Source organism: Mesorhizobium sp. GW821-FHT04C10 (assembly GCF_059420305.1).
In genome coordinates this window covers 908,873-931,580 of sequence record NZ_JBWKTL010000001.1, presented here as the reverse complement: position 1 = coordinate 931,580, position 22,708 = coordinate 908,873, and the positions used below count along the sequence as shown (strand labels likewise).

The window sequence follows — 22,708 nt, the reverse complement described above, 5'->3', positions numbered from 1 at the left end:
ATGTCGCCTGAACGCATCATCGAGATTACCCCGGAAGCACCGGCCCTCATCACGTCGCTGAGAGGCCTGGGTTACTCGCCTGAAACGGCGCTCGCCGATCTGATCGACAACAGCATCACCGCGCAGGCTCGCTCCGTCGAGATTGACCTCCAATGGAATGACGGAACGCCAGTCGTCGCAATTCTCGACGACGGCAAAGGCATAGATGAAAAGCGCCTCGCCCAGGCACTGAAACTCGGCGGACAGGGACCCGACAGTCCCCGTGAGGCATCCGACCTCGGCCGGTTCGGCATGGGGCTCAAGACCGCCTCCCTCTCGCAGTGTCGTCGAATGACCGTCATCACCAAGGCCGACGCGACCCTTAGTGCCATCACACTTGATGTCGACACGATCGCCACGCGTGGCTGGATCGCGATCGTACCCGATCCGCTTCCGATACATCCGTTCGTGGCGGAACTCGCGCAGCGCCCGACCGGCACCCTCATCATCTGGGACCGGATCGACGAACTGAGCGGTCTCGCGGGCCTCCAGAAAGAAGCTTTCTATCTGCGCATCGAAGAAATCCGCGCGCATCTCGGCATGGTCTTTCACCGCTTCATCAGCGGTGATGCGTCGCGCCTTTCAATCACGCTCAACGGACGCGCAATCAAGGCGTGGGACCCCTTCCAGACAACACACCCCTCAACGCAGGAGATGCCCTCCGAACGCATTCGCCACGCGGGGGCGTCGTTCACTGTCAAACCCTATGTGCTTCCTCACCGCGACCGCTTCGAAAACGATCGGGACTATGAACTCGCAGGCGGCCCTGGTGGCTGGGGCGCACGGCAGGGCTTTTACGTTTATCGCGGCAAGCGCCTGCTTGTCGCAGGCAGCTGGCTCGGTCTCGGCGGCGTTCGAACCTGGACGCGCGACGAAGCGAGCCGCCTCGCTCGCATCGAAGTCGACCTGCCCACCGGGCTTGATCGCGACTGGCGAATTGATGTGCGCAAGTCCCAGGCGCGTCCGCCCGGCGCACTACGTGCCCGACTGACTGCCATCGCAGGACGCTCCCGCGAAGAAGCTCGAGAAGTGTTCGCTTTCCGCGGCCATGGTCCCCATCATCGCGGCGCGCGCCACGATGTACCCGCAGTCTGGCTGGCTGTACCGAGCGCCAAAGGCATTCAGTACCGCATCAATCGGGATCATCCAGTTGTTGTCGCATGTCGTGCGGCCGCGACCGGCGGATTGCGCCCGCTTAACGCCGTACTGTCAATCATCGAGCGCAGCGTTCCCGTGGAACGCATCTGGCTCGACGTGTCGGAATCTGAAGGCGCCGAAGTCCCTGCTCTTGACGCCGACGATATTGCTCAGCTGACTGAACCGCTCGTCGAGCTCGGCAAGGCTCTGCCTGCCACCATGACGACAGACCAGCGCATCGATGCACTTCTACTCAATCTTCCGGGAGACCTGACACAGCTGCGAACGGAACTGACAAGAAGATTGGGGGGTCGGCATGGCTGATGTTGTCGAGGCTCTCGCTCTGAGAGCGCGGAAAATTCTGCAGATTCAAAAGGACGTTGGCGACGAGATCACGCGCGAAAGCATCGCGAAGATCATCGGCCTGGATGCGCCCATCTTCAGCCTGACCACGAAGCAGATCATCTCCCCCGAACAGCTTGAGGCGGCAACGCGCTTGCTCTGGACTATCTTTGTCACCGAACAAGGGCCAGCGCTCTCGCTGATCGACACATTACGACCGGCCGCCTGGTATGTTGGCGAGCGACGCCAGCCGGGAGATTTCATGCGGCGCTACCTAAACAAGCTTGAGGAAGACGGATGGCCAGAAGAATCCATTCTGCAGCTGCAGGACAGCACTGCGAGAATCCTTGAAGTAATGGACGATCCCAAGCGGCCCGGCAGCTGGGACTGGCGCGGTCTTGTCGTGGGCGACGTGCAATCAGGAAAGACCGCCAGCTATGCTGGCGTCGTCAACCGCGCTGCAGACGCCGGCTACCGGATCATCATCGTCCTAGCCGGCATGCATAAGATTCTGCGCCTGCAGACGCAGAAGCGCTTCGACAACGACTTCCTGGGTTACGATACAAATCCGAGGACCCGACAGCCCAACCAGCCGATGCGCATCATCGGCGTTGGTAATTTCAACGCGCAGCTGACAGTCGACAGCCTGACGATGGCTGACCCGAACGGAGACTTCAATCAGCGCATCGCCGACCAGCTCAGTTTCTCTCCCGTCAACCAGCCTTGTGTGTTCGTCGTCAAGAAGAACGCAAAGGTGCTGGAGAACCTCAACGGCTGGATTTCGCGTCTGCCGGGGCCTGCGAAGGCCGCCCCAGTCCTCGTCATCGACGATGAATCCGACCAGGCGTCAGTCGATACGGGCGACCAGCCGCTCCTGGAAGACGGGACGTTCAAGGAAGAATACGAGCCCAAACGGGTCAATGGTGAAATCCGTCGCCTGCTGATGTCCTTCGAGCGCCGGGTATACGTAGGTTACACGGCAACGCCGTTTGCAAATATTTTCATCCACGACGAACGATCGGCGAAGAATTTCGGCCCTGACCTCTTCCCCTCGACCTTCATCGTTTCGCTCACGCCGCCCGATGACTATTTCGGCCCAGCCGCGGTCTTCGGTACAAACGATGATGCGGACAACCCTGGCCTGCCTCTTGTCCGGCCGCTTGAGCAGACCGAAGAAAACTGGATACCGGAAAAGCACGACAAGACGCTAAAGCCCCTGTTCAACGGCCAGGATGTCATTCCGAAAAGCCTGGAAAGAGCAATCGACGCCTTCCTGCTCACCTGCGCGGCACGCGCCGCCAGAGGGCAGGAAACCGAACACAACTCGATGCTTGTGCATGTGTCGCGATACGTCGACGTTCATTCCGAGGTTCACCGACAGGTAGAAAAGTACCTTTTCGAAGCTCGCGCCATGATTTCCAACGGCGACCGCGAAATACTCCAGCGCCTCAAGTCGGTGTGGGAACTCGACTACCTGCCGACGACCGAAAAAGTCAGAACAACGGTCTATGGGCGTAATACATTGCCCGTGACCTGGGAACAGGTTCTGACCGAGCTTCCGGAAAGCTCGGACAAGATCCAGGTCATCACCGCCAACGGCAAGACGAAGGCCGACATTGACTACGACGCCTACAAGAAGACTGGCTACTCCGTCATCGCCGTGGGCGGTGACAAGCTTTCTCGGGGACTTACGCTCGAAGGGCTCTCAGTCAGCTATTTCCTGCGCATTTCGCGCCAGTATGACAGTCTTCTGCAGATGGGACGCTGGTTCGGCTATCGCCGCGGGTTCGCCGATCTGTGCCGGCTCTTCACGACTTCAGACATGGAAGACTGGTTCCGGTACGTAGCGACCGCGCAGAAGGAACTGCGGGGCCAGTTCTATGAGATGTCCATCACGAACGCGACGCCGAAGCAATTCGGCCTCAAGGTCGCGGTGCATGACATTCTCGAAGTCACCGCGAAGAACAAACAGCGTCACGCCGAACTTCACCAGAGCAGCTACGCCGGTGAGGGCAAGGTCCAGACGGTCATGTTCCAGGACGCAACGACTATTGAGCGCAACGCCTCAGTGACCGATGACTTCCTCGTCGCACTCGGTACCGGAACGGACAATCCACGCCGTCCGGGACCGGGTGACAAGAGGGCCTCGGGCACACTGTGGTCGGGCGTTTCGGGCCAGGACATTGCTGCCTACCTGAGAAACCTGACCTTCCCCCCGGAAAGCCAGCAAGTCGATGGCAAGAAGCTGGGGACTTACATCAGCGATCAGCTGGCGATGAACCCCGCTGAGCTTACAGACTGGACTGTCTACCTCGCCACCGGTGATGAAGAGCCCGTTGATCTCGGTAACCGCCGCATCAAGTCCATCCTGCGTTCACCCCGGGAATCCAGAAACGACAAGCCCATGCCGGGCGACCGTTTTATTATCGGCACCGCCCTCAGCCCGCTTGATCAGGCCATCGATCTTACCGATGAGGAATTCGATTCTGCGCTGACCATGACAAACAACGAACGGCTGACACGCACCAAGCTGCCGACGGATGTCCCCTCTGGTGAATTCATCCGCAAAGCCCGCGGTGCGCGCCCGCAGAACGGCCTGCTGATCATCTATCCCATCGATCCCGTAAAGGCACAGGTCGAAAAGACTGAACGCCCCGTAATCAGCATCGTTGTCAGCTTCCCGGACAGTGATGCGGCCGACAACCGCGTGTATCTGATCAACAGCGTCCGTCAGCGCGAGGTCTCATGACCGGCTGGCTTGACGCACTGAACAAAGCCTGGAATACGCTCGCCAAAAGCGCGCCAGTTTCGCGTCAGTATCGTTCCAAATTGATTTCGACTGAGGTTCCTCTCGATGTCCTGGCCGCGATGCGAGCCACCGACAATGCACCGTGTCTGATGCTGCAGGCGGAACTTAATCCGGATGCGCTCTTCGAACTCGGCGGCATGCGCCTAAGCCTCGTGCCCGACACGGCTGGCATATTCCTGGTGCTTTCACTCGAAGACAGCTCCAGACGCGATCTCTTCGCCACAATCTGTGCCGACGTGGTGAGTGCTGCAGCACTGGCAAACCGCGCTGATGCACTGGATCAATTTCTCGCACGCCTGGACGCTTGGCGACAGTTCCTCCGCGATCGACGCGACGGTCTCTCAAGACTCGAAACCGTGGGCCTGATCGGAGAGCTCATCATTCTCGATCAGATACTCACATTCCGCGCTAACGGCCTCTCGACCTGGCAAGCGCCTAATGACGGATTGCATGACTTCGTAGACGAAGGCCATGCTCTAGAAATCAAGACGGGGCTCGGACCTTCATCGACGATTACAATTTCCGCTCTGGACCAGCTTGATGCCTCCGGCCTCAGCCGCCTCGATCTCATGCATGTCAGGCTGATTGAGACCCCGGAAGGAAAGCCCCTCCGGGATTTCATCTCCGATGTCTCAGCCCGTCTGCCGAATGATACAGGGCGCCGTGCCTTCGAAAATGCGCTTCTCAGTCGTGGCCTGATGCCCGATGACGACGTTGCACGCGCCGTGCCCAAGGTTCAGCTCCGCGCTATCGACAGTTACCAGGTCCAGGAGAACTTCCCACGCTTGGTCCGTGCAAATCTTCCGGTCGCCATTACCGACGCCACCTACTCGCTCGAAGTGCGAGCCATCGCAGGCTTTGCCACCGATAAGGCCCTCGTCCTTGAAGCGTTCGTTCAAGGAGACCCGTCATGACAGATGACGTAGTAGCGGCATTCTCACAAGAAATCGCCGCCGAGGTCGAAGAAGGCCTCACGACCGACGCACCCTTCTCCCAGGAGGTGTTCACTCGTCTCGTCCTTGAACGACTGGAAGATGCCGGACACCTGGAATCGACGTTTCCGCTCTACCAGGAAGGCCGTGTTAAAAACGCGCTCTATCGGATCGATGGCTACGCCTTTGACGAAGAGCGCTCGCGCCTTGACCTGTTCACGACCATTTACAGTGGTGAGCTTCCGGCAGCGAAGCTGCCGACTGCCGATGTGACAAAGGCCATCGAGCGCGCGCTTCGTTTCGCCAATGCGTGCGTTAACGGCTTGGCAAAGGACTTGGAGCCGTCAAACACAGACGCAAGCGATCTGGCCCGCCTGATCGAAACGCAGGCTAAGGACCTGGCCGTCATTCGCGTGGTCCTGCTCACCGATTGCATCGTCGGGAGTCTGGCCGGCTCAACGCAGTGGCGGGATCGCGAGGTCCTGTTCGAGGCATATGATATCGTCAGGCTTCAGCGCGTCCTCGGTGAAGGCGAAACGCGGGCCGATATCACGGTAGACCTTGTGGCACTTACCGGCGACGGCGTTTCCTGTCTCCATGTGCCCAGCCATGACGGCGGCTATGACGCGTACCTTGCAGTTCTACCCGGTGAGGCCCTTTCAAAAATCTACGAGCGCTACGGTGTGCGCCTGCTCGAACTCAACGTCCGGGCATTTCTCGGCCTTCAGGGCAGGAAGAGCGTCAACGCCGAGCTGCGCCGCACGATCGTCGAACAGCCGTCCATGTTCCTCGCCTTCAATAACGGGATCGTGGCAACAGTCGATGACCTCGAACTCGCCGACAACGGCGCTGGCGGAACAGAAATCACATCCTTGAGGGGACTTCAGATCGTGAATGGCGGCCAGACGACGGCATCCCTTCACCGCGCGCGCCGCAAGGAAAGTCTCAGCCTCGACAACGTCTCGGTTCCCATCAAGATCATCAAGGTGGGCGGTGCCGACCTCGGCGAAATGGTATCCTCCATTTCCCGGGCCGCCAACCGCCAGAACACCGTGCAACTCGCCGATTTCTCGGCAAACGATCCTTTCCACCAGAACATCGAGACGATCGCTAACAATACGTGGCTCGATGATGGCAAAGGCCGCTGGTTCTATGAGAGGGCTCGCGGCTCCTACATCGCAGCCGAACAGAAGGCGGCCTACCGCAAGACGGAACAGCAGGCCTTCCGCATGCAGACGCCCAAGAACAGGCGTCTCAGCAAGCTGGACGTCGCCCGCTATCTCGCCGCCTGGGGTGGACTTCCATACCGGGTCTGCCTTGGTGGCCAGAAGAACTTCCAGCACTTCATGCAGCTACTCAAAGATGAGCCTCAGAGGCCTATCGGCGACGCATGGTTCAAAAGGCTGGTTGCACTGGCGGTACTCTACCGCGCGACCGAGAAGAAGGTCCGAAGCATGAAGTTTCCGGCCTACGGAGCGCAGATCACAGCCTATGTCGTGGCCGGTCTCTCCCACAGAACCGGGGGCAGGATCGACTTCAACCGCCTCTGGTCTCGCCAAGCCATCAGCCCGGAGTTGGAACAGCTCATTGAAACCTGGGCCCCGCAGATGGATATCGCCATGCGCGCGTCCGCCGGTCAGAAGAACCCCAGCGAGTGGTACAAGAAGGACGAATGCTGGCAGGAAATTCAGAAGCAGCTTCCGCCTCTCAGCGACCCGCTTCCTCCAGAGCTGTCCTATGCTGCGGTGAGCGCTGAAGATGGTTCTATGGTCGCGCCCGTGGGCACGACGCATTCCGTCGCGGACTATGACCGCATAGCTCTGTGCATGAAGCTCAACGGTGCGATCTGGCTCGACGTGGCGGAGAAAGGTCAGAACGCCGGTGTGGTACACTACCGCGTGGCCGCGATCTGCCGGACACTTGCCAGCTATGCGGCTGGCGGCTGGGGACAGAAGCCATCACCGAAGCAGGCAAAGCCGGCACTTGAAGCTGCGTTCGCTGTCGACCGCGCGGGGATCGTAGCAACCGGCCTTACCGAGCAGGCCGCTGAAGCCAGTTAGGCTTCTTTCGGAAATTCCTCTTCGAGCCATGCCTTGACGGCGGGCAGGCTGCCTCGGCCATTCCTTCGCAACAGCTCTACGATGTCCTTGGCAGATAGGATCAGGATCGGGTGCTGATCTTCCTTGATCTCCTTGTAAGCCTGGAGATCAACGCATGACGTGGTGACCAGAACACCGAACTGCCGGTGCCTCAGACGGGAAATCAGCCGGGACATGTCCTTTACCCCCACAGCGGTCGGCGGCGAGTAGCACTTCGCCTCAAGGGCGAAGTTCATAAGGATACCACTCGGACCGGTACCGACACGCAGCTGGCCTACAGCATCTCGACCTCCGTCACGCGATGGTCGCGTTACGTCCAGGCCCGCGATGTCTGGAATCATCAGTCGCGCAAGTGCAGCGGCACAATGCTCGAAGGCGTGGGGACGGCCCTTGAAATGCTCGCGGACAGCGCCGATCAATGCTTGGCCGTCCTTGTCGTCAGGCAGCTGCTCCGCCCGCGAACGGTACTCCATGGTACGAGCTGCGATCAGTGCCTTGCGCTTGCCTGTCTTGCGCCATGTCTTCCAGGCGTCGGGAGCAAGCCCGTGATTCGGCTGTTTCGCAGCTATGCTGTCGATCCATGCGCGCGACATCTGTGCCGCATCGAGAACCGTGAAACGCGCCCGATAATTCTGGAATCTACTGCCCTTGACGTTGCGCCAGATCGCGACCAGTTCCTCAGAGGCATCAAGATCGCTGGCGCCGGGCACCGCCAATCCGAGAAATCTGACATCGCGCGATACGCCTACGCTTGAAAAAAGGAAGATCGGCGGGACAACGCCTCGTCCTTCGGCGCCCGAGCGAGAATCTTCGAAGATCGTCTTCAGGATCAGGTTGCCGTCGCGCCCGGTGTCGTGCAGGTCGCGCCCCGGCTTCTTATTATCGCCGTAGTAGGTAAAGATGCCCGTCTCGGCATCAAGATCGTCAGGCCAGTCCGCATCGTTCATGCTCGTCATCAGCACGAGCATCTCCAGCTTGCCCTTCACCTTGCCGCGGTAGCGAAAACCGCCCTGACTGTCGACGCGCATGAGCGTAGGGAGCGGATCATCGCCCGCATTGCCTTTGCGGCCGCCCTGGTAGATTGCGTCTACATGCAGATCGGAACTGGATAGCTGATCAACTGGAACGACTTTCACGATTCCCCCTGAAGCGATTTTGGGGGCATTTGCTGCTGAAGTCGAGACGAAGGCCTTGTTGTATTTTCATAACCAATAATGGCGTTTGCTTCGGACGGGCTCTCGTGAACGAGGCCTTCGGTATCCGCCATCCGGCGTCCATCCCTGGCGTGTTGGCGGCGCAGACCTGGAAGCCTAACCTGAAATGTCGTCATGACGACGGCGGATTGCGTGGCCGCTGCGCTCAACAGTCTGGATCAGCAAGAGCCTGTTACAGCTCCATCGCTCCACAAGCACTCTTGCGCGAACACGAAGCTGCCTATCATTGAGGGCACCTCTTGGGAAGCAGCAGCACAACCTTCTGAAATGGGGCGCAAAGCAGTCATGGCGTCGCCTCGAAGGATCACCGGTCCCGACTGACACTTACATTCAAACAATGACACCGATGTCCGGCTTGGACTGTGTTAGAAAGTGTGATAGTGCACAGTCGAGAACTGGCCTTCTTGATGAGTAGATTCAATTAGATAGCTCAGATGTGGCGCGTTTTGGCGAGTCCTCTTCTGGGCACCAAATTCCAGTTTCGAGCCACTCCATGGTTCAGAAACCCAAAGAAAAAGCCCGGTTCGCCCGGGCTTTTTCTTTTTGAAGCAACCTCCCCTTTCGGCCAGTCCGCCAATAAACCGCTTCAAACCGCGCGGCTGCTTCGCTACGCTCAAAACCATGTCTCAATCCAGCACCGCAATCTTCGGCGCCCGGCGCGATCAGGCGTTTCCCACGCTGAGCGAGACCGACATCGACCACATGCGCCGTTTCGGCGAAGCCAGCTTCTATGCCGCCGGCGAGCACATCATCAGGGCCGGCGATGTGGCGCCCGGCCTGATCGTCGTGCTGTCGGGCAGGGTTGATATCACCCAGGACGGCGGGCTCGGCCGGCGCGAGACGATCGTCACGCATGGTCCGGGCAGCTTCGTCGGCGAGCTGGCGCAGCTTTCGGCCCGCCCTTCGCTGGTCAATGCCGAGGCCGCCGAGCCTGTCGAGGCGTTTGTCATTCCCTCTCAGCGCGTGCGCGACCTGATGGTGCAGGAGGCCAATCTCGGCGAGCGCATCATGCGGGCGCTGATCCTGCGCCGCGTCGGGCTCCTGGAAAGCGCGACCAGCGGACCGATCATCATCGGACCATCAGGCAATGCCGATGTCTTGCGGCTGCAAGGCTTCCTCGCCCGCAGCGGCCAGCCGCACCGCGTGCTCGATTCCGCCAGCGACCCCTGCGCGAAAACCCTGGTCGAGCGCTTCGACGTCGATCCCCACCATCTGCCGGTCGTGCTGTGCCCGAACGGCAGGCTGCTGATGAATCCCGGCGAGAAGGACCTCGCCCGCTGTATCGGCCTGCTCAGGCCGATCGATGCCGACACGCTGTATGACGTCGCCATTGTCGGCGCCGGGCCGGCTGGGCTGGCGGCGGCGGTCTATGCGGCGTCGGAAGGATTGTCGACCATCGTGCTCGATTGCCGGGCTTTCGGCGGGCAGGCCGGCGCCTCCTCGCGCATCGAGAACTATCTCGGTTTCCCCACGGGCATCACCGGCATGGCGCTGATGGCGCGCGCCTACAACCAGGCGCAGAAATTCGGCGTCGAAATGGTGATCCCGGACGAAGCCAAGCTGCTGAGCGCCGCGGCCGACAATTCAGGCGCCCGCTACCTGCTCGATGTCGGCGACGGCGAGACCGTGCGCACGCGCAGCGTGGTGATCGCCAGTGGCGCGCGCTACCGGCGTCTCGATGTCGCCAATCTGTCGCGGTTCGAGGGCACGTCGGTGCACTATTGGGCCTCGCCCATCGAAGGGCGGCTTTGCGCCGGCCAGGAGGTGGCGCTGGTGGGCGCCGGCAATTCGGCCGGGCAGGCGGCGGTCTATCTGGCCAGCCATGCGCGCAAGGTGGCGCTGCTGGCGCGCGGCGGCAGCCTCGATGCCTCGATGTCGCGCTACCTAGTCGAGCGTATCAAGGCGCAGCCAAACATCGAGGTGTTGACCGAGACCGAGATCGAGGCGCTGGAGGGCGAGGAGGGCAATCTTGCCACCGTGCGCTGGCGCAACCGCGTCAGCGGGGAGCAGACGACACGCCCGATCCGCCATCTCTTCCTGTTCATCGGCGCCGATCCGAACACCGACTGGCTGGCGCAGTGCAACGTGGCGCTGGACGCCAAGGGTTTCATCCGCACCGGATCCGAGCTCGGACCGGAACGGGGCCTGATGGAGACAAGCCGCAGCGGGGTGTTTGCTATCGGCGATGTGCGTTGCGGTTCGGTCAAACGCGTCGCGGCGGCTGTCGGCGAAGGCGCCCAGGTGGTGGCTGCGCTGCATGCCTATCTCGCGCAGGACGGAACCCACGCCGCGGAGAGCAATTTCAGGAAAAGTGTGTAACGGTTTTCCCGGGAAAAGCGCAAAAAGGAAGAGTTGAGCCTCAACTGGCCAGGAGAGTGTGATGGCGGATGAATGCAAGCATGCGGCTGGGATCAAGGACGTGACGCCGAGCGCGCTCGGTTGCGAGGAGTGCCTAAAGAGCGGCTCGTGGTGGGTGCATCTGCGGCTCTGCCGCACCTGCGGCCATGTCGGCTGCTGCGACGACTCGCCCAACCGCCACGCGACGAAACATTTTCACGCCACCAGCCACCCCATCATCGAGGGCTACGATCCGCCGGAAGGCTGGGGCTGGTGCTATGTCGACGAGGTTTTTCTCGACCTAGGCGACCGCACGACGCCGCAGAACGGCCCGATCCCAAGGTTTTATTGAGGCCGCATCGGGCGGACAGCGGAACTCGAACCGCTCGACGATTCAGTATCCGAAAAGCCCGGTTCGTCCGGGCTTTTTGTCGTCCAAGGCATGAGCTGTGGCCCAGGCACGGCCAACGGGATCGTCGCCCGACAAAGCTTTGACATGATCACGGCTAGTTTAGAAGTATTCAAAACTGGAAGCCTCGCATGCACCCCACCTATACAAGCGCGCAGAAGGCCATTCACTGGGCGGTGTTTCTGCTGGTCATCGGCCTTTATGGCCTGACCTATGTGGAGGAGCTCTTTCCGCGCGGCGATCCCGGCCGCGCGCTCGTCTGGTGGCTGCATATTTCGTTCGGGCTGCTGCTTTTCACGCTGGTCGTCATCCGTGTCGGCCTGCGCCTAACGCTGGGGACGCCCGGCCTGCCGCAGGAAATGTCACCGCTTGAGCGATGGGCGGCCAAGGTTGCGCATCTCGCGCTTTACGCGCTGCTGATGGCCATTCCCGTGCTTGGAATCTTGCTGACCTGGTACAGGGGCGATGCCCTGAGTTTCTTCGATCTTTTCACCATCCCGGCGCCAGTTTCGCCGGATCGCGACACGGCCCGGTTCATCAGGGAGCTGCACAGCCTCTGCGCCAATTCGATCCTCATCCTTGCCGGCGTGCATGCGGCGGCGGCGCTGTGGCATCATTTCATCCGCAGGGATGACGTGCTCAAGCGAATGCTGCCGGAAAGCACGCGCTGATCGCGCACGCCGCCTTCCTTCGATCAGTCCCGCTTTGGCGCCACCGGCGCGGATGCCGGATTGTCGACGCTGTTCTCGTTCACCTGGAAGGCCTTTCCTTCGACCTTCTTTTTCCTGAGGTCGTCACCGGTCTCAGGCTGCGGCGGGCGCTTCGGATTTTCTTCCGTGTTGTCGTTGATATCGAAAGCTCTGGTCATCATGTCCTCCAGGGGCTGTACTGGAACACAATGTCCGACAGTGCGTGGGGTTCCGCCGGCAACTCAACCATCATGCCGGCTTTTGTTGCCGCACGATCCTCCACTCGTGCCAGATCAACACCATGACGACCGCATCGAAGACGGTCAGGACCAGCAGGCCGAATGATTGGGTGTATGAGTAGCGGTAGACTTGATAGACCATGAACAAGCCCAAGGCCGCGAGCGAGGCAGGGTAAGACCAGAGCTTGCCTCTCAAAAGCCCGACCACCAAGGCAAGCTTTATCAGGCCGTGGCTAAGCAGGTAGAAGGCATAAAACTCCTTGCTGGCGATCGAAAAATGACTTGCCATCCGCGACAGATGGCCAGCTATGAAGTCGTTGGGATCCTCGATCAATTCCTCCGCGGTGAGGGCATTGACCCAGGAGGCAATGGTATCGGTGGTGACGACATAGAGCAGAATCCCGCCGATGCATTCGATCAGGGCATGCGCGCCCTTCAGCCACAGGCTGACTTTGAAGATCTGGTGGATGCGGTGTTCATCGACAAGCTTCAAGAATCCACCTCACAACCAACCACGGAAACCCATGCCGATGGAGTCGCTCTAAAGACGCATTCGGGAGCGCAATCGCGTTGTTCCACGTTACAAGGCGCGGCTTCAAGATCAGCCGGCGAAGTATCGATACGCCAGCCATCCCGCCAGCGCGACCGAGGCGCCCCAGATACAGGCGATCATCACCGCCGCGCTGCGGCTCACGGGCCTGTCAACGGCGAGGGCGGCGGCCTCCCTGTGCTCTGCCATGACCTCGGGCGGTATCATCTTGACCACGGCAAGGATCCCCAAGGGAACCAGGATCGCATCATCGAGGTAGCCAACCAGGGGGATGAAATCGGGAATCAGGTCGATTGGAGACAAGGCATAGCCCGCGACACACACGGCAAGCGCCTTGGCGTACCACGGCGTTCGGGGATCGCGCGCGGCAAGGTAGAGCGCATGCACGTCGCGCTTGATCGCTCGGGCCCATTCGCGCAGTGCTGTAGCCATTGGATGACTGTAGCGCCAAAGGATGACGCGCCCAATAGCGCACAGCGTTCGCGGCCGGCTGTCGTGCCGTCTATCGCACCGACCCGGTTACGGTGCGGTCGACATCGGGAACGGATTTGCGTTCGTTGCCGGCAAGCGCGGCTATGATCAGCAGGCTGGCGACAACCGGAACGAACAGGACGGCGACGCGGGCCTGTACGTGGAGAATGGCGCGCCATTCGTTGCTGCGCTTGTCGGGGCTGTCGCTCATCATACTCACTTTGCCATGGACCCCCCGGGAGGTCACATAGAGGTGAACGGTTAAACAACTCCTTCCGACTTCGTTAACGGACGCAAGTCCAGCGCGAAAATCAGCTGAGCCCGATGCGCCTTGCGCCTTGCCGGAACAGCGCCTCGGCATCGGGATCGAAGCGGAACGTGCCGATGAAATCGTCGGCGCGATAATCAGGCAATGTCTTGCGGATGGCGGCGGCAAAGCCGCGCGCCTCTTCGAGCCGGCCGGCCAGCGCCAGGCAGTGCGCTGCGATCGCCAGGATGATGGTATGCGCATTCGGCCGCGCCGCCGCTTTCAGCGCCCAGTCGGCCGCCTCTTCGAACTGGCCGAGCCGGACATGCGACATAGCGCGTGAGCCCAGCATGCCGAACAGCAGCGGGTCGAAGGGGCTGAGATGACGCGAATGGTCGGAGGAGCTTATCGCCGCCCGCGGGTCGCCCGATTGCGAGTGGACGAAGGACAGCGCGTAATGGCCGAGCGCGAAATTCGGGCTGAGATCCACCGCCCGCCCCAGTTCGGAGAGCGATCCATCCTGCTCGCCGCGCAGCCACAGCGCCCGGCCCATCGCCCAGTGCGCGGCCGGATTGTGGTCGTCGACCAGCAGGCTGTGGCCGGCGCTCTCATAGGCCAGCGCGCTTTCGCGGTCGCGGTCGCCCCAGCGCTGGAACGCATTCTGCCAGTGGGTGAACGACAGGCCGGCATAGGCGCGGGCAAAGGTGGGGTCCAGCTGCAAGGCCTTGTCAAAGAAATGCCGCGCCTGCTCGTTCTCGGCCTGCGTGAAGCGGTACATGTGCCAGAGGCCGCGATGGTAGGCCTCCCAGGCGTTGAGCGAATTGGGTGCCTTCAGCATAGCGCGGTTGCGCTCGACCGTTTCGATCTCGGCAGAGATCGACGACACGATGCTGTCGCCGATATCGTCGAGCACGGCAAAAATGTCGTCGGGCCGGCGCTCGAAGGTCTCCGCCCAGACGATCCTGGCCGTGCGCACCTCGATGAGCTCGACGCTGACGATCAGCCGGCCGGCCGCGTTGCGCACCGTGCCGGTGGCGACATAGTCGACGCCAAGTTTTCTGCCGGCTTCTTCCGGCGCGATGGCTTTTTCAGCCAGCGCAAACACCGATCCGCGCGCGATGACGAAGAAATCGCGGAGTTTGGCGAGGCGGGTGATGATGTCATGGGTGAAGCCGTCGGCAAGCCCGCCGCGTGTGCCCTCGCCGGCTTCCTCGACAAACGGCATCACCGCCAGCGAGGCCTGGCTTGGCTCGACCGTGCCGGCATCCGGTGGGACTGCCAATTGCGATGGTGTGGACAGGCAGGCCGGTTGCGCCTTGAGCGAGCTGCCGGACTGTTGGTCACGGATTGCCTGCCAGGCCGCGCGAAGCGGAGCGAAATCCAGTTCTTCCGATTGGAACAGGCGAGCCGCCGAAGCCAGATGCTCCTCGGCCGCGCCGATGGCGCCGCGCTCCGCCAGACTGGACAGCAAGGCCAGATGCGCGCGCGTGTCGAACGGCGCCAGCTCGACCCATTTGTCGAGATGCATGGACATTTCGGGCGAGCCCTCCGGATGGTTTACGGCAAGCTGTTCGAGCACGGCGGCGTGGTACGCCTGGAAACGCCGGCGCTGGGCGATCAGCCAGCTGTCGAAAAGCGGGCTGCGCTCGAGGTCCAGCCCGTCGAGCAAATCGCCGGCGAAGAGTTCTGACAGCGCCCGCAACCGCTCCCGATCGAGCGTGCCGATCCCTTGCGCGGCGGCGCGGGTGACGTCCAGCGCATCGACAAGGCAGCCATCGAGATCGAGCGCCACCGTGTCGCCCCGTGTCTCGACCCGGCGCCGGTCCGGCGTGTCGAGGGCCGCGCGCAGCTTGCTCAGGTACCAGCGCAACTCGCCGCGTGGATCGTTGGGCACGTCCCACAACAGCTCGCACAGGCGGCTGCGCCCAACCGCGTGCGGCGCCAGCGCCAGATAGGCGAGCAGCGCGCGCAGCTTGCGCGATGCCGGTAGCGCTACCGGCGTCCCATTACGCAAGATTTCCAGCGGTCCGAGCAGGCGCACCGACAGGCGCGGCATGTCGCCGTCCAGCCTCGATGGTGCGGATTCCACGTCCGTTTCCACGCCTGCTCCCACGCTGATCCGCCGGCCTTTGCTGTATCACCAAACACGACACAGCGCATCCGGCGGCGAATTTCCACGCCGGGTACCGTTATTGCCGCATCGTCGGCACGTCAGTCCTAGCGCGGCCATGTCTCGAAACCTCGCCGCCCAAGCCGCCGGTTTGTAACCGGCCTGTGAAGATGAACACGATCGAGGAGATCAACGATGTTGAATAAGCAGAAAATCAGGACCACGGCCGGACGCGGCCGCCTGTTCGACAGCATTCTCGACACTGTCGGCGACACGCCGGTGGTGCGCATCAACAATCTCGGACCGGCCCATGCGACGATCTATGTCAAGGCCGAGTTCTTCAACCCAGGCGCCTCGGTGAAGGACAGGCTGGCGCTCAACATCATCGAGGAGGGCGAGCGCAGCGGCGCGCTGAAGCCTGGCCAGACCGTGGTCGAGGCGACCAGCGGCAACACCGGCATCGGGCTCGCCATGGTCTGTGCGCAAAAGGGCTATCCGCTGGTCGTCACCATGGCCGACAGTTTCTCCGTCGAACGCCGCAAGCTGATGCGCATGCTTGGTGCCAAGGTGGTGCTGACGCCGCGCGCCGAAAAGGGCTTCGGCATGTACAAGAAGGCGGTTGAACTGGCTGAGGCCAATGGCTGGTTCCTCGCCCGCCAGTTCGAGACGGCGGCCAATGCGGCCATCCACGAGGCGACCACGGCGCGCGAGATCGTCAATGATTTCGCCGGGTCGCGGCTCGATTGCTTCGTCACCGGCTATGGCACTGGCGGTACCGTCGTCGGCGTGGCGCGCGTGCTGCGCCGCGAGCGGCCGGACACCCGCATCGTGCTCTGCGAACCGGCCAACGCCCAGCTGGTCGGTAGCGGCAAGACGCAGCAGCGCGGCGCCCATGGGGCGCCAGCCGCCAGCCATCCGGCCTTCGAGCCGCATCCTGTCCAGGGCTGGACGCCGGACTTCATCCCCAATGTCCTGCAGGAAGCCATCGACGCCAGCCTCTATGATGAAGTGATGCCGATCGCCGGGCCCGAGGGCATCAAATGGGCGAAGGCCCTGGCGCAGAGGGAAGGCATCTTCACCGGCATTTCCGGCGGCGCCACCTTCGCCGTCGCACGGCAGGTCGCGGAGAAGGCAGCGCCCGGATCGGTGATCCTGTGCATGCTGCCCGACACCGGCGAGCGCTACATGTCGACGCCGCTGTTCGACGGCATCGAGGCCGAGATGGATGCCGACGAGATGGCGCTGTCGCGCTCGACGCCCGGCTGCCAGTTCCCGGCGGCTTGACGGGAGCCCGGTCATGGATATCGCGCAGGAGACCCTTGGGCTGGTGGCCGAGGAAACGCTTGACCCCGCCGACTGGACCTCTGTCCAGGCCCTGTCGCACCAGGTCATCGACGATGCCGTCGACTATCTGCGTGATGTCAGGGACCGGCCGGCCTGGCGGGAAATGCCGGCGGATGTGAGAGAAGCCTTCGCGGCACCCTTGCCGCGCTTCCCCGCGCCGCTGGCCGCTGTCTATGGCGAGGTCTCGCGCACCGTGATGTCCTACCCGATGGGCAACGTCCATCCGCGTTTCTGGGCCTGGTATATGGGCTCGAGCAACTTCACCGGTGCGCTCGGCGACTTCCTGGCGGCAATCCAGGGCTCCAACCTCGGCGGCGGCAACCACGCCGCCGGGCTGATGGACGGCCAGGTGGTCAACTGGTGCAAACAGATGCTGGGCTTTCCCGCTTCCGCCTCCGGCACGCTGGTCAGCGGCGGCTCGATGGCCAACATCATCGGGCTGACGGTGGCGCGCAACACCAAGGCCGGCATCGACGTGCGCGAGCACGGCGTTGCCGCGATCGAAAAGCCGCTGCGCTTCTATGGATCGGACCAGATCCACTCCTGCCATCGCAAGGCAATGGAAGCGCTTGGCCTCGGCAACCGGGCGCTGCGCCGGATCCCGACCGACGCCGGGTTGCGCATCGATATACCGGCCCTGCGAGCAGCCATATCGGAGGATCGCGCGGCGGGTTTCAGACCGGCCTGTGTCATCGGCAATGCCGGCACGGTCAACACCGGGGCGATCGACGATCTGCGGGCGTTGGCCAAACTCGCTCATGAGGAAGACCTGTGGTTTCATGTCGACGGCTGCATCGGTGCGCTGATTGCGATTGCGCCTGAGAACGCGCATCGCGTTGCCGGCATCGAATGGGCCGATTCGGTCGCGCTCGATCCGCACAAATGGCTGCACGCGCCATTCGAGGTCGGCTGCGCCCTGGTCAGGGACGCAATCGCGCATCGCCGGACCTTCGCGGTGACGCCGGAATATCTGGAATCGATGCCGCGCGGTCTTGCCTCCGGCGAATGGCTGCACGACTACGGCCTGCAGACGTCGCGCGGCTTTCGCGCGCTCAAAGTGTGGATGGCGCTGAAGGAGCATGGCGTCGACAAATTCGGCCGCCTGATCGACCAGAACATCGCGCAGGCTCTCTATCTCGCCGAACGCATCGAGGCCGAGCCGCTGCTGGAGCTAGCGATACAGCCGACCATCAACATCGTCTGCTTCCGCTACCAGCCTGGCGTCACGGGTGAGGCGCTGAAGGCGCTCAACACCGAGATCATGTTGCGGCTGCAGGAACAGGGTATTGCCACCCTCTCCGACACCACGGTGCATGGCGAGCACTGGTTGCGCGTGGCGATCGCCAACCATCGCACAAGGCGCGACGACCTCGACCTTCTGGTCGGTGAGACGCTGCGGCTGGGCCGGGAGATCAGGGCGCAGGGGCCTTCCGGGAAATAGTCAGAAAACGCGAGCGACAGGCACGGGCGGCCATGCGATTCTGCGGCAATGATTCGGGAGGCCAGACCGTGACGCTCTTTCGTATGGCCGTGCTCGTGGCGCTGGTCTTCACCAATTCAGCCAAAGCCGCCGACATGGCCTTCTTCGTCAAGAACCTGCACAGCCGCGCGGTTGCGGTCGAGCTGTTCAGCCGCGACCGCGAGACGGTCTGGCCGGGCAACGACAAGGTGTTCCTGATCGATCCGGGCTCGCAGAAATCGGTGCCGCTGTCCTGCAATCAGGGCGAGCGCATCTGCTATGGCGCCTGGGTCGACGGCAACGACCAGATCTCCGCCGGCGTCGGGCCGGACAACGATCAGCCTTGCGACAACTGCTGCTTCATCTGCGTGGAACACTCGACCGAGACGATCGATCTGGTGCCGTGATCGACCGGCACGTCAGTCCGGCAGCCCGGCTTTGCGGAAGCCGTCCACGAAATGCTCGAGCATCGCGGTGTCGCGGAAGGGCTCCGTCCAGACCCAGTGGCGGGTTGTGAAATGCGGGTTGCCGACGAGGAACAGCTCGACCTCGGCGCGCGCCTCGTCGAGCCGGCCGAGTTGGGCCAGGCTTGCCGCCAGGAAACGGCGTGAGCTCGTCCGGTAGGTCTCGTCCCGGCGCAGCGTTTCGACGGCGGCCTCGTAGTCGCGCGCCGCATATTGCGCCTGGCCAAGGGTGAGATAGTACCAGCTTGCCGGAAATGGGTTCAGCCGGAACGCCTTACGGATCTGCTCGAGGCCTTCCTCGACCCGCCCGGCCAGTGTCGTGATGTCCGACAGTGTCGCCCAGGCGTCCGCCTCGTTCGGGTCGAGCTCGAACGCCTTGGCGAATTCGGCATCGGCCTCTTCGAAGCTGCGCTCATAGGCGAGCAGATTGCCGAGCACCCAGTGGCAGCCGGCATCGTTGGGGTCGATCGCCACGGCCTTGCGCGCCAGGTCCAGGGCAATGCGGCGGTTGGGTTCGACCGGCTCACCCCAATGCACCCATCCCATCCAGTGGTTCATGGCAAGCCAGCGATAGGCCTCGGCGTAGGCCGGATCGAGAGACACCGCGCGCGTCAGCATCAGATGCGCTTCCCGTGCCGATTGCGGCGAATCGTCGATCAGCTTGCGCGCCCGCACGCACAGATCGTAGGCCTCCAGGTTTGTGGGGCGGTTGCGTGCCGGTGGCGCGCGCAGCCTGCCGAGCAGCGCCTCCACGATCTTGGCCGTGGCCTCGTCCTGGACGGCAAAGATATCGTCCAGACCGCGATCGAAGCGTTCCGCCCACAGATGCTCGCCGCTCAACGCGTCGACCAGCTGTGCGTTGATGCGCACGCGCCCCGCCGCGCGCCTCGCACTCCCTTCCAGGAGGTAGCGCACGCCAAGCTCCTCGGCGATCGCGCGCACGTCCATCGCCTTGCCCTTGTAGGCAAAGGTCGAGTTGCGCGCGATGACGAACAGGCCCGGGGCCCTGGACAGGTCGGTGATCAAATCTTCGGTCAACCCGTCGGCGAAGGCCTCCTGCTCGGGATCGTTGCCGAGGTTGACGAAGGGCAGCACCGCAATCGATGGTTTGTCGGGCAGCGGCAAGGGTTTTCGCTTCGCGCGGTCGAGCTGCTCGATGGCGCCCGTGAAGCGGTAGCCGACGCGCGGAACCGTCGATATCCATTCGCCGCCGTCGGCGGGCGGCCCGAGCAGTTTACGCAGCTGTGCGATCTGGACGGTGAGGTTGCCTTCCTCGACCGCCGTGCCCGGCCACGCCGCGTCCATCAATTCGGCTTTCTCCAGGATTTCGCCTGGCCGTCCGACGAGCGCCGCGAGCAGCTTCAGCCCGCGATAGCCGACGGCAACGGGATCGTCGTTCCGAAGCAGCGTTCCCGCACCCGGATCAAGCACGAACGGACCAAAGGCAAAGCGCGATCCCTGCATGAGGCGCATCTATAGAGCAATTCCGGGAAAAGCGTGAGGCGGTTTATCGGAAAACGCGATGCGCTTTCCCCGGGGAATGGCGCCAAAACAAAGGGTTAGAGCCATTTGGAACTTTTGAGAACTATTTGGCGGGCTTTAATTACGGCGCCGTCCGTATCCTGCAGAATTCAGCCTCTTTCAGTTCGAGGGTGCCCATTCTCAAACCGTTTGGGCCCCCAAGCCACATGGAGGTTGCCATGACCAATAGCTTTGCATCGGCCCCGCATCAGGCCGTACGGCGGGGAACCACCGTCGGGCAGGCGCCGCGTCGTCGCTATGGCCTTGCGACCCTGCGAAACACCATCGCGGCCTGGCGCGAACGGACGCGCTATCGCTGGGACCTCAAGCGAATCTCGGAGGTCAATCCGCATCTGATCGACGATATCGGCCTGACCAGACGACAGGTCGAGGATGAGATCGCCAAGCTGCCGTTCTGGCAGCGATAGGCGATGTCTTGAGATCCGGTGTCCGATTAAGTCAGGAATTGTCACCATCATCCCTTTAGCGCCCGCCCGCGTCATGGCATAACCCCGATCGGCCGTCAGGGCCGATTCTTCATCGGGGGTTTCCATGTCTTTCACGTCCGCGCGCCGGCTTGCCGCCGCGTTTTCGCTTGCTGTCCTGTTTGCACCGTCCGCCCATGCCGGCGACGTCACCTTTGCCATCAAGAATAGCCATCCCAACGCCATGCGCATCGAGCTATACAGCCAGGACCGGGACTATGTCTGGCCGGGCGATGGCAAGGACTTCTATCTCGACGACGGCGAGACCAAGTCGTTGCCGATCTCCTGCAATGAGGGCGAATCGATCTGCTACGGCGCCTGGGTCGATGGCGACGAAGGCACCTACTGGGGCGTCGGCCCCGGCAACAAGGAAAAATGCGAGGATTGCTGCTACACCTGCAGCGGCGGCGAGACCGAGGAGATCAATCTCGTCCCCTGACCGGTTTGCCAGCTTGACGGTTTTCCTGTTGGCGCCCTAGCCTGCGCCGAGACGATCACCCCGAGCACGCCGCGCGGCTTCCTTTGAAACGCGGCGTGCTCCAGGCAACAGGAGCACCGCGATGGCCGGCATGGTCGAAAGCGACAAAATCGACGTCGGATTTTCCGGCAAGCGCTGCATCCATTCGCGCAATTGCGTGCTCGGCGACCCGCATGTCTTCGTGCCCAATGCGCCGGGGCAGTGGATCCACCCAGAGGCGGCCAGCGTCGAAAAGATCGTTGCACTGGCCGAAAATTGCCCATCGGGCGCTATCACCTACATCAGGAAGGATGGCGGCCCGCAGGAGCAGCCGCCGGTGGTCAACACCGTGCGCGTCCGTGAAAACGGCCCGCTGGCCGTGCACGCCGAAATCGTCCTGGGCGACGAGACCTTCCATCGCGCCACGCTCTGCCGTTGCGGCGCCTCGCAGAACAAGCCGTTCTGCGACAACAGCCATATCAAGGCCGGCTTCACCGCTACCGGTGAGCCGCCGTTAAAGGAAGCGCCGGCACTCGAAGCGCGCAATGGTCCGCTCAATGTCACCCCGACGAAAAACGGCCCGCTCAAGCTCGAGGGCAATCTCGAAATCGTCACCGGCACCGGCCATACGATCGATCGCACGACGGTCGCTTTCCTGTGCCGCTGCGGCCACTCGGCCAACAAGCCGTTTTGCGACGGGTCGCACAAGAAGGTTGGATTTGTGGGGTAGTTTGACGCTGCGGCCGACGCAGCCAATCTCCCCCCTCGTGGGGGAGATGTCCGGCAGGACAGAGGGGGGCGCCGTAGGGCACCAACTTCAATAGCCACCGAGCGCAACAATGCCCCACACACCGTTGCCTCCGAGACATCGCGCAGACGCCAGATCGATGCGCAAGGTCATGACATCAGCCGAGTTGAAGCTCTGGAACGAGCTTCGCGCGCATCGGCTGATGGGGCTTGGCTTCCGCCGACAATTTCCGGTCGCCGGTTACATTGTCGACTTCGCTTGCCCGGAGAAGAAACTTGTCAGTCGACGGTTCCCAGCATGCAGAAGCCGATGTGCTCGCCAGCGACGAAGCAAGGACGTTGCGCCTGGAACAAGACGGCTGGACCGTCCTGCGCTTCTGGAACGACGACATCATCCGCGACATCGACAATGTCTGCCAGCATATTGTGATTGTGGCCGGGCTTGCAGCGGCGCCTTCACCGAATCGGCTGGAGGAGCTGTAGTCGCGGTGATGTCGGCGGGACAGCGCCCCCCTCTGGCCTGCCGGCCATCTCCCCCACGAGGGGGGAGATTGGCTCTCCTCCCTTGGCCCAGCGCTCGCGGCTTTATCGGCCCGCCTGTATCGGC

At 62.3% G+C, this 22,708-nt stretch carries 20 protein-coding genes and 1 pseudogene; 14 read left to right on the top strand and 7 right to left on the bottom strand.

Annotated elements, in window-relative coordinates; genetic code table 11:
* The 4 genes from AC07UC_RS04355 to AC07UC_RS04340 are packed head-to-tail and all read left to right on the top strand — an operon-like array spanning window position 1 to window position 7,319.
* On the top strand, window positions 1–1,500 hold the full coding sequence (locus AC07UC_RS04355) for an ATP-binding protein (RefSeq protein WP_494904268.1): 1,500 nt from the start codon (window positions 1–3) through the stop codon (window positions 1,498–1,500).
* Entirely contained in the window at window positions 1,493–4,267 is a 2,775-nt protein-coding gene (locus AC07UC_RS04350; protein ID WP_494904266.1) for a Z1 domain-containing protein, read from the top strand. Before AC07UC_RS04355 ends, AC07UC_RS04350 begins: the two co-directional genes overlap by 8 nt.
* Window positions 4,264–5,241: a PD-(D/E)XK motif protein gene (locus tag AC07UC_RS04345; protein WP_494904264.1), complete on the top strand. Its 978-nt coding sequence runs from the start codon at window positions 4,264–4,266 to the stop codon at window positions 5,239–5,241. The genes AC07UC_RS04350 and AC07UC_RS04345 overlap by 4 nt, the downstream gene beginning before the upstream one ends.
* Window positions 5,238–7,319 carry an AIPR family protein gene (locus AC07UC_RS04340; protein WP_494904262.1) on the top strand — a complete coding sequence of 694 codons (2,082 nt, stop codon included), beginning with the start codon at window positions 5,238–5,240 and terminating at the stop codon, window positions 7,317–7,319. Before AC07UC_RS04345 ends, AC07UC_RS04340 begins: the two co-directional genes overlap by 4 nt.
* Here the strand turns inward: AC07UC_RS04340 and AC07UC_RS04335 are convergent.
* Entirely contained in the window at window positions 7,316–8,494 is a 1,179-nt protein-coding gene (locus AC07UC_RS04335) for a restriction endonuclease (protein ID WP_494904260.1), read from the bottom strand. The two genes, AC07UC_RS04340 and AC07UC_RS04335, sit on opposite strands and share 4 nt — an antisense overlap.
* A 699-nt stretch (window positions 8,495–9,193) precedes the next feature.
* Here AC07UC_RS04335 and AC07UC_RS04330 point away from each other — a divergent pair.
* The 3 genes from AC07UC_RS04330 to AC07UC_RS04320 all read left to right on the top strand — a co-directional run bounded on the left by AC07UC_RS04330 (window position 9,194) and on the right by AC07UC_RS04320 (window position 11,989).
* On the top strand, window positions 9,194–10,891 hold the full coding sequence (locus AC07UC_RS04330; protein ID WP_494904258.1) for an FAD-dependent oxidoreductase: 1,698 nt from the start codon (window positions 9,194–9,196) through the stop codon (window positions 10,889–10,891).
* Window positions 10,892–10,952: 61 nt separating this feature from the next.
* On the top strand, window positions 10,953–11,261 hold the full coding sequence (locus AC07UC_RS04325; protein WP_023777710.1) for a UBP-type zinc finger domain-containing protein: 309 nt from the start codon (window positions 10,953–10,955) through the stop codon (window positions 11,259–11,261).
* A gap of 188 nt (window positions 11,262–11,449) precedes the next feature.
* The gene (locus tag AC07UC_RS04320) at window positions 11,450–11,989 is read left to right on the top strand and encodes a cytochrome b (RefSeq protein WP_494904256.1); all 540 of its coding nucleotides are present in this window, start codon (window positions 11,450–11,452) and stop codon (window positions 11,987–11,989) included.
* 23 nt (window positions 11,990–12,012) lie between these two features.
* Here the strand turns inward: AC07UC_RS04320 and AC07UC_RS04315 are convergent, their stop codons facing one another.
* From AC07UC_RS04315 to AC07UC_RS04295, 5 genes are all read right to left on the bottom strand, one after another.
* Window positions 12,013–12,186: a hypothetical protein gene (locus tag AC07UC_RS04315; RefSeq protein ID WP_494904254.1), complete on the bottom strand. Its 174-nt coding sequence runs from the start codon at window positions 12,184–12,186 to the stop codon at window positions 12,013–12,015.
* A gap of 70 nt (window positions 12,187–12,256) precedes the next feature.
* Entirely contained in the window at window positions 12,257–12,739 is a 483-nt protein-coding gene (locus tag AC07UC_RS04310) for a DUF2127 domain-containing protein (RefSeq protein ID WP_494904252.1), read from the bottom strand.
* A gap of 108 nt (window positions 12,740–12,847) precedes the next feature.
* The gene (locus AC07UC_RS04305) at window positions 12,848–13,228 is read right to left on the bottom strand and encodes a YkvA family protein (protein WP_494904250.1); all 381 of its coding nucleotides are present in this window, start codon (window positions 13,226–13,228) and stop codon (window positions 12,848–12,850) included.
* A 70-nt stretch (window positions 13,229–13,298) separates the two neighbouring features.
* Window positions 13,299–13,478 carry a hypothetical protein gene (locus AC07UC_RS04300; protein WP_056576321.1) on the bottom strand — a complete coding sequence of 60 codons (180 nt, stop codon included), beginning with the start codon at window positions 13,476–13,478 and terminating at the stop codon, window positions 13,299–13,301.
* Window positions 13,479–13,578: 100 nt separating this feature from the next.
* Window positions 13,579–15,570 carry a transcriptional regulator gene (locus AC07UC_RS04295; RefSeq protein WP_494908891.1) on the bottom strand — a complete coding sequence of 664 codons (1,992 nt, stop codon included), beginning with the start codon at window positions 15,568–15,570 and terminating at the stop codon, window positions 13,579–13,581.
* Window positions 15,571–15,819: 249 nt separating this feature from the next.
* On the opposite strand from AC07UC_RS04295, the gene AC07UC_RS04290 reads away from it, so the two are divergent.
* From AC07UC_RS04290 to AC07UC_RS04280, 3 genes are all read left to right on the top strand, one after another.
* Entirely contained in the window at window positions 15,820–16,908 is a 1,089-nt protein-coding gene (locus tag AC07UC_RS04290) for a PLP-dependent cysteine synthase family protein (RefSeq protein ID WP_494904247.1), read from the top strand.
* 13 nt (window positions 16,909–16,921) lie between these two features.
* Entirely contained in the window at window positions 16,922–18,409 is a 1,488-nt protein-coding gene (locus AC07UC_RS04285; protein WP_494904245.1) for a pyridoxal phosphate-dependent decarboxylase family protein, read from the top strand.
* 68 nt (window positions 18,410–18,477) lie between these two features.
* The gene (locus tag AC07UC_RS04280) at window positions 18,478–18,834 is read left to right on the top strand and encodes a hypothetical protein (RefSeq protein ID WP_140770954.1); all 357 of its coding nucleotides are present in this window, start codon (window positions 18,478–18,480) and stop codon (window positions 18,832–18,834) included.
* Window positions 18,835–18,846: 12 nt separating this feature from the next.
* Here the strand turns inward: AC07UC_RS04280 and AC07UC_RS04275 are convergent, their stop codons facing one another.
* Window positions 18,847–20,364, bottom strand: a complete 1,518-nt coding sequence (locus AC07UC_RS04275) for a winged helix-turn-helix domain-containing tetratricopeptide repeat protein (RefSeq protein WP_494904244.1) — start codon at window positions 20,362–20,364, stop codon at window positions 18,847–18,849.
* A 227-nt stretch (window positions 20,365–20,591) separates the two neighbouring features.
* Between AC07UC_RS04275 and AC07UC_RS04270 the strand changes: the two genes are divergently transcribed.
* From AC07UC_RS04270 to AC07UC_RS04255, 4 genes and pseudogenes are all read left to right on the top strand, one after another.
* Window positions 20,592–20,840: a DUF1127 domain-containing protein gene (locus AC07UC_RS04270; RefSeq protein WP_494904243.1), complete on the top strand. Its 249-nt coding sequence runs from the start codon at window positions 20,592–20,594 to the stop codon at window positions 20,838–20,840.
* A gap of 124 nt (window positions 20,841–20,964) precedes the next feature.
* Entirely contained in the window at window positions 20,965–21,336 is a 372-nt protein-coding gene (locus AC07UC_RS04265; RefSeq protein ID WP_140770948.1) for a hypothetical protein, read from the top strand.
* Window positions 21,337–21,457: 121 nt separating this feature from the next.
* Complete coding sequence (locus AC07UC_RS04260; RefSeq protein WP_140770946.1) at window positions 21,458–22,084, top strand: CDGSH iron-sulfur domain-containing protein; 627 nt, start codon at window positions 21,458–21,460, stop codon at window positions 22,082–22,084.
* Between the two features lie 109 nt (window positions 22,085–22,193).
* A pseudogene (locus AC07UC_RS04255) lies at window positions 22,194–22,584 on the top strand (endonuclease domain-containing protein).
* The last annotated feature ends 124 nt before the right edge of the window (window positions 22,585–22,708 follow it).

Bases quoted from the DNA above. Each gene is read 5' to 3' on its own strand.
- AC07UC_RS04330 (WP_494904258.1), top strand. From the start codon at position 9,194: ATGTCTCAATCCAGCACCGCAATCTTCGGCGCCCGGCGCGATCAGGCG.
- AC07UC_RS04265 (WP_140770948.1), top strand. From the start codon at position 20,965: ATGTCTTTCACGTCCGCGCGCCGGCTTGCCGCCGCGTTTTCGCTTGCT.
- AC07UC_RS04275 (WP_494904244.1), bottom strand. From the start codon at position 20,364: ATGCGCCTCATGCAGGGATCGCGCTTTGCCTTTGGTCCGTTCGTGCTT.
- AC07UC_RS04325 (WP_023777710.1), top strand. From the start codon at position 10,953: ATGGCGGATGAATGCAAGCATGCGGCTGGGATCAAGGACGTGACGCCG.
- AC07UC_RS04270 (WP_494904243.1), top strand. From the start codon at position 20,592: ATGACCAATAGCTTTGCATCGGCCCCGCATCAGGCCGTACGGCGGGGA.
- AC07UC_RS04285 (WP_494904245.1), top strand. From the start codon at position 16,922: ATGGATATCGCGCAGGAGACCCTTGGGCTGGTGGCCGAGGAAACGCTT.
- AC07UC_RS04290 (WP_494904247.1), top strand. From the start codon at position 15,820: ATGTTGAATAAGCAGAAAATCAGGACCACGGCCGGACGCGGCCGCCTG.
- AC07UC_RS04340 (WP_494904262.1), top strand. From the start codon at position 5,238: ATGACAGATGACGTAGTAGCGGCATTCTCACAAGAAATCGCCGCCGAG.
- AC07UC_RS04315 (WP_494904254.1), bottom strand. From the start codon at position 12,186: ATGACCAGAGCTTTCGATATCAACGACAACACGGAAGAAAATCCGAAG.
- AC07UC_RS04355 (WP_494904268.1), top strand. From the start codon at position 1: ATGTCGCCTGAACGCATCATCGAGATTACCCCGGAAGCACCGGCCCTC.
- AC07UC_RS04300 (WP_056576321.1), bottom strand. From the start codon at position 13,478: ATGAGCGACAGCCCCGACAAGCGCAGCAACGAATGGCGCGCCATTCTC.
- AC07UC_RS04260 (WP_140770946.1), top strand. From the start codon at position 21,458: ATGGCCGGCATGGTCGAAAGCGACAAAATCGACGTCGGATTTTCCGGC.
- AC07UC_RS04295 (WP_494908891.1), bottom strand. From the start codon at position 15,570: ATGCCGCGCCTGTCGGTGCGCCTGCTCGGACCGCTGGAAATCTTGCGT.
- AC07UC_RS04350 (WP_494904266.1), top strand. From the start codon at position 1,493: ATGGCTGATGTTGTCGAGGCTCTCGCTCTGAGAGCGCGGAAAATTCTG.
- AC07UC_RS04320 (WP_494904256.1), top strand. From the start codon at position 11,450: ATGCACCCCACCTATACAAGCGCGCAGAAGGCCATTCACTGGGCGGTG.
- AC07UC_RS04305 (WP_494904250.1), bottom strand. From the start codon at position 13,228: ATGGCTACAGCACTGCGCGAATGGGCCCGAGCGATCAAGCGCGACGTG.
- AC07UC_RS04345 (WP_494904264.1), top strand. From the start codon at position 4,264: ATGACCGGCTGGCTTGACGCACTGAACAAAGCCTGGAATACGCTCGCC.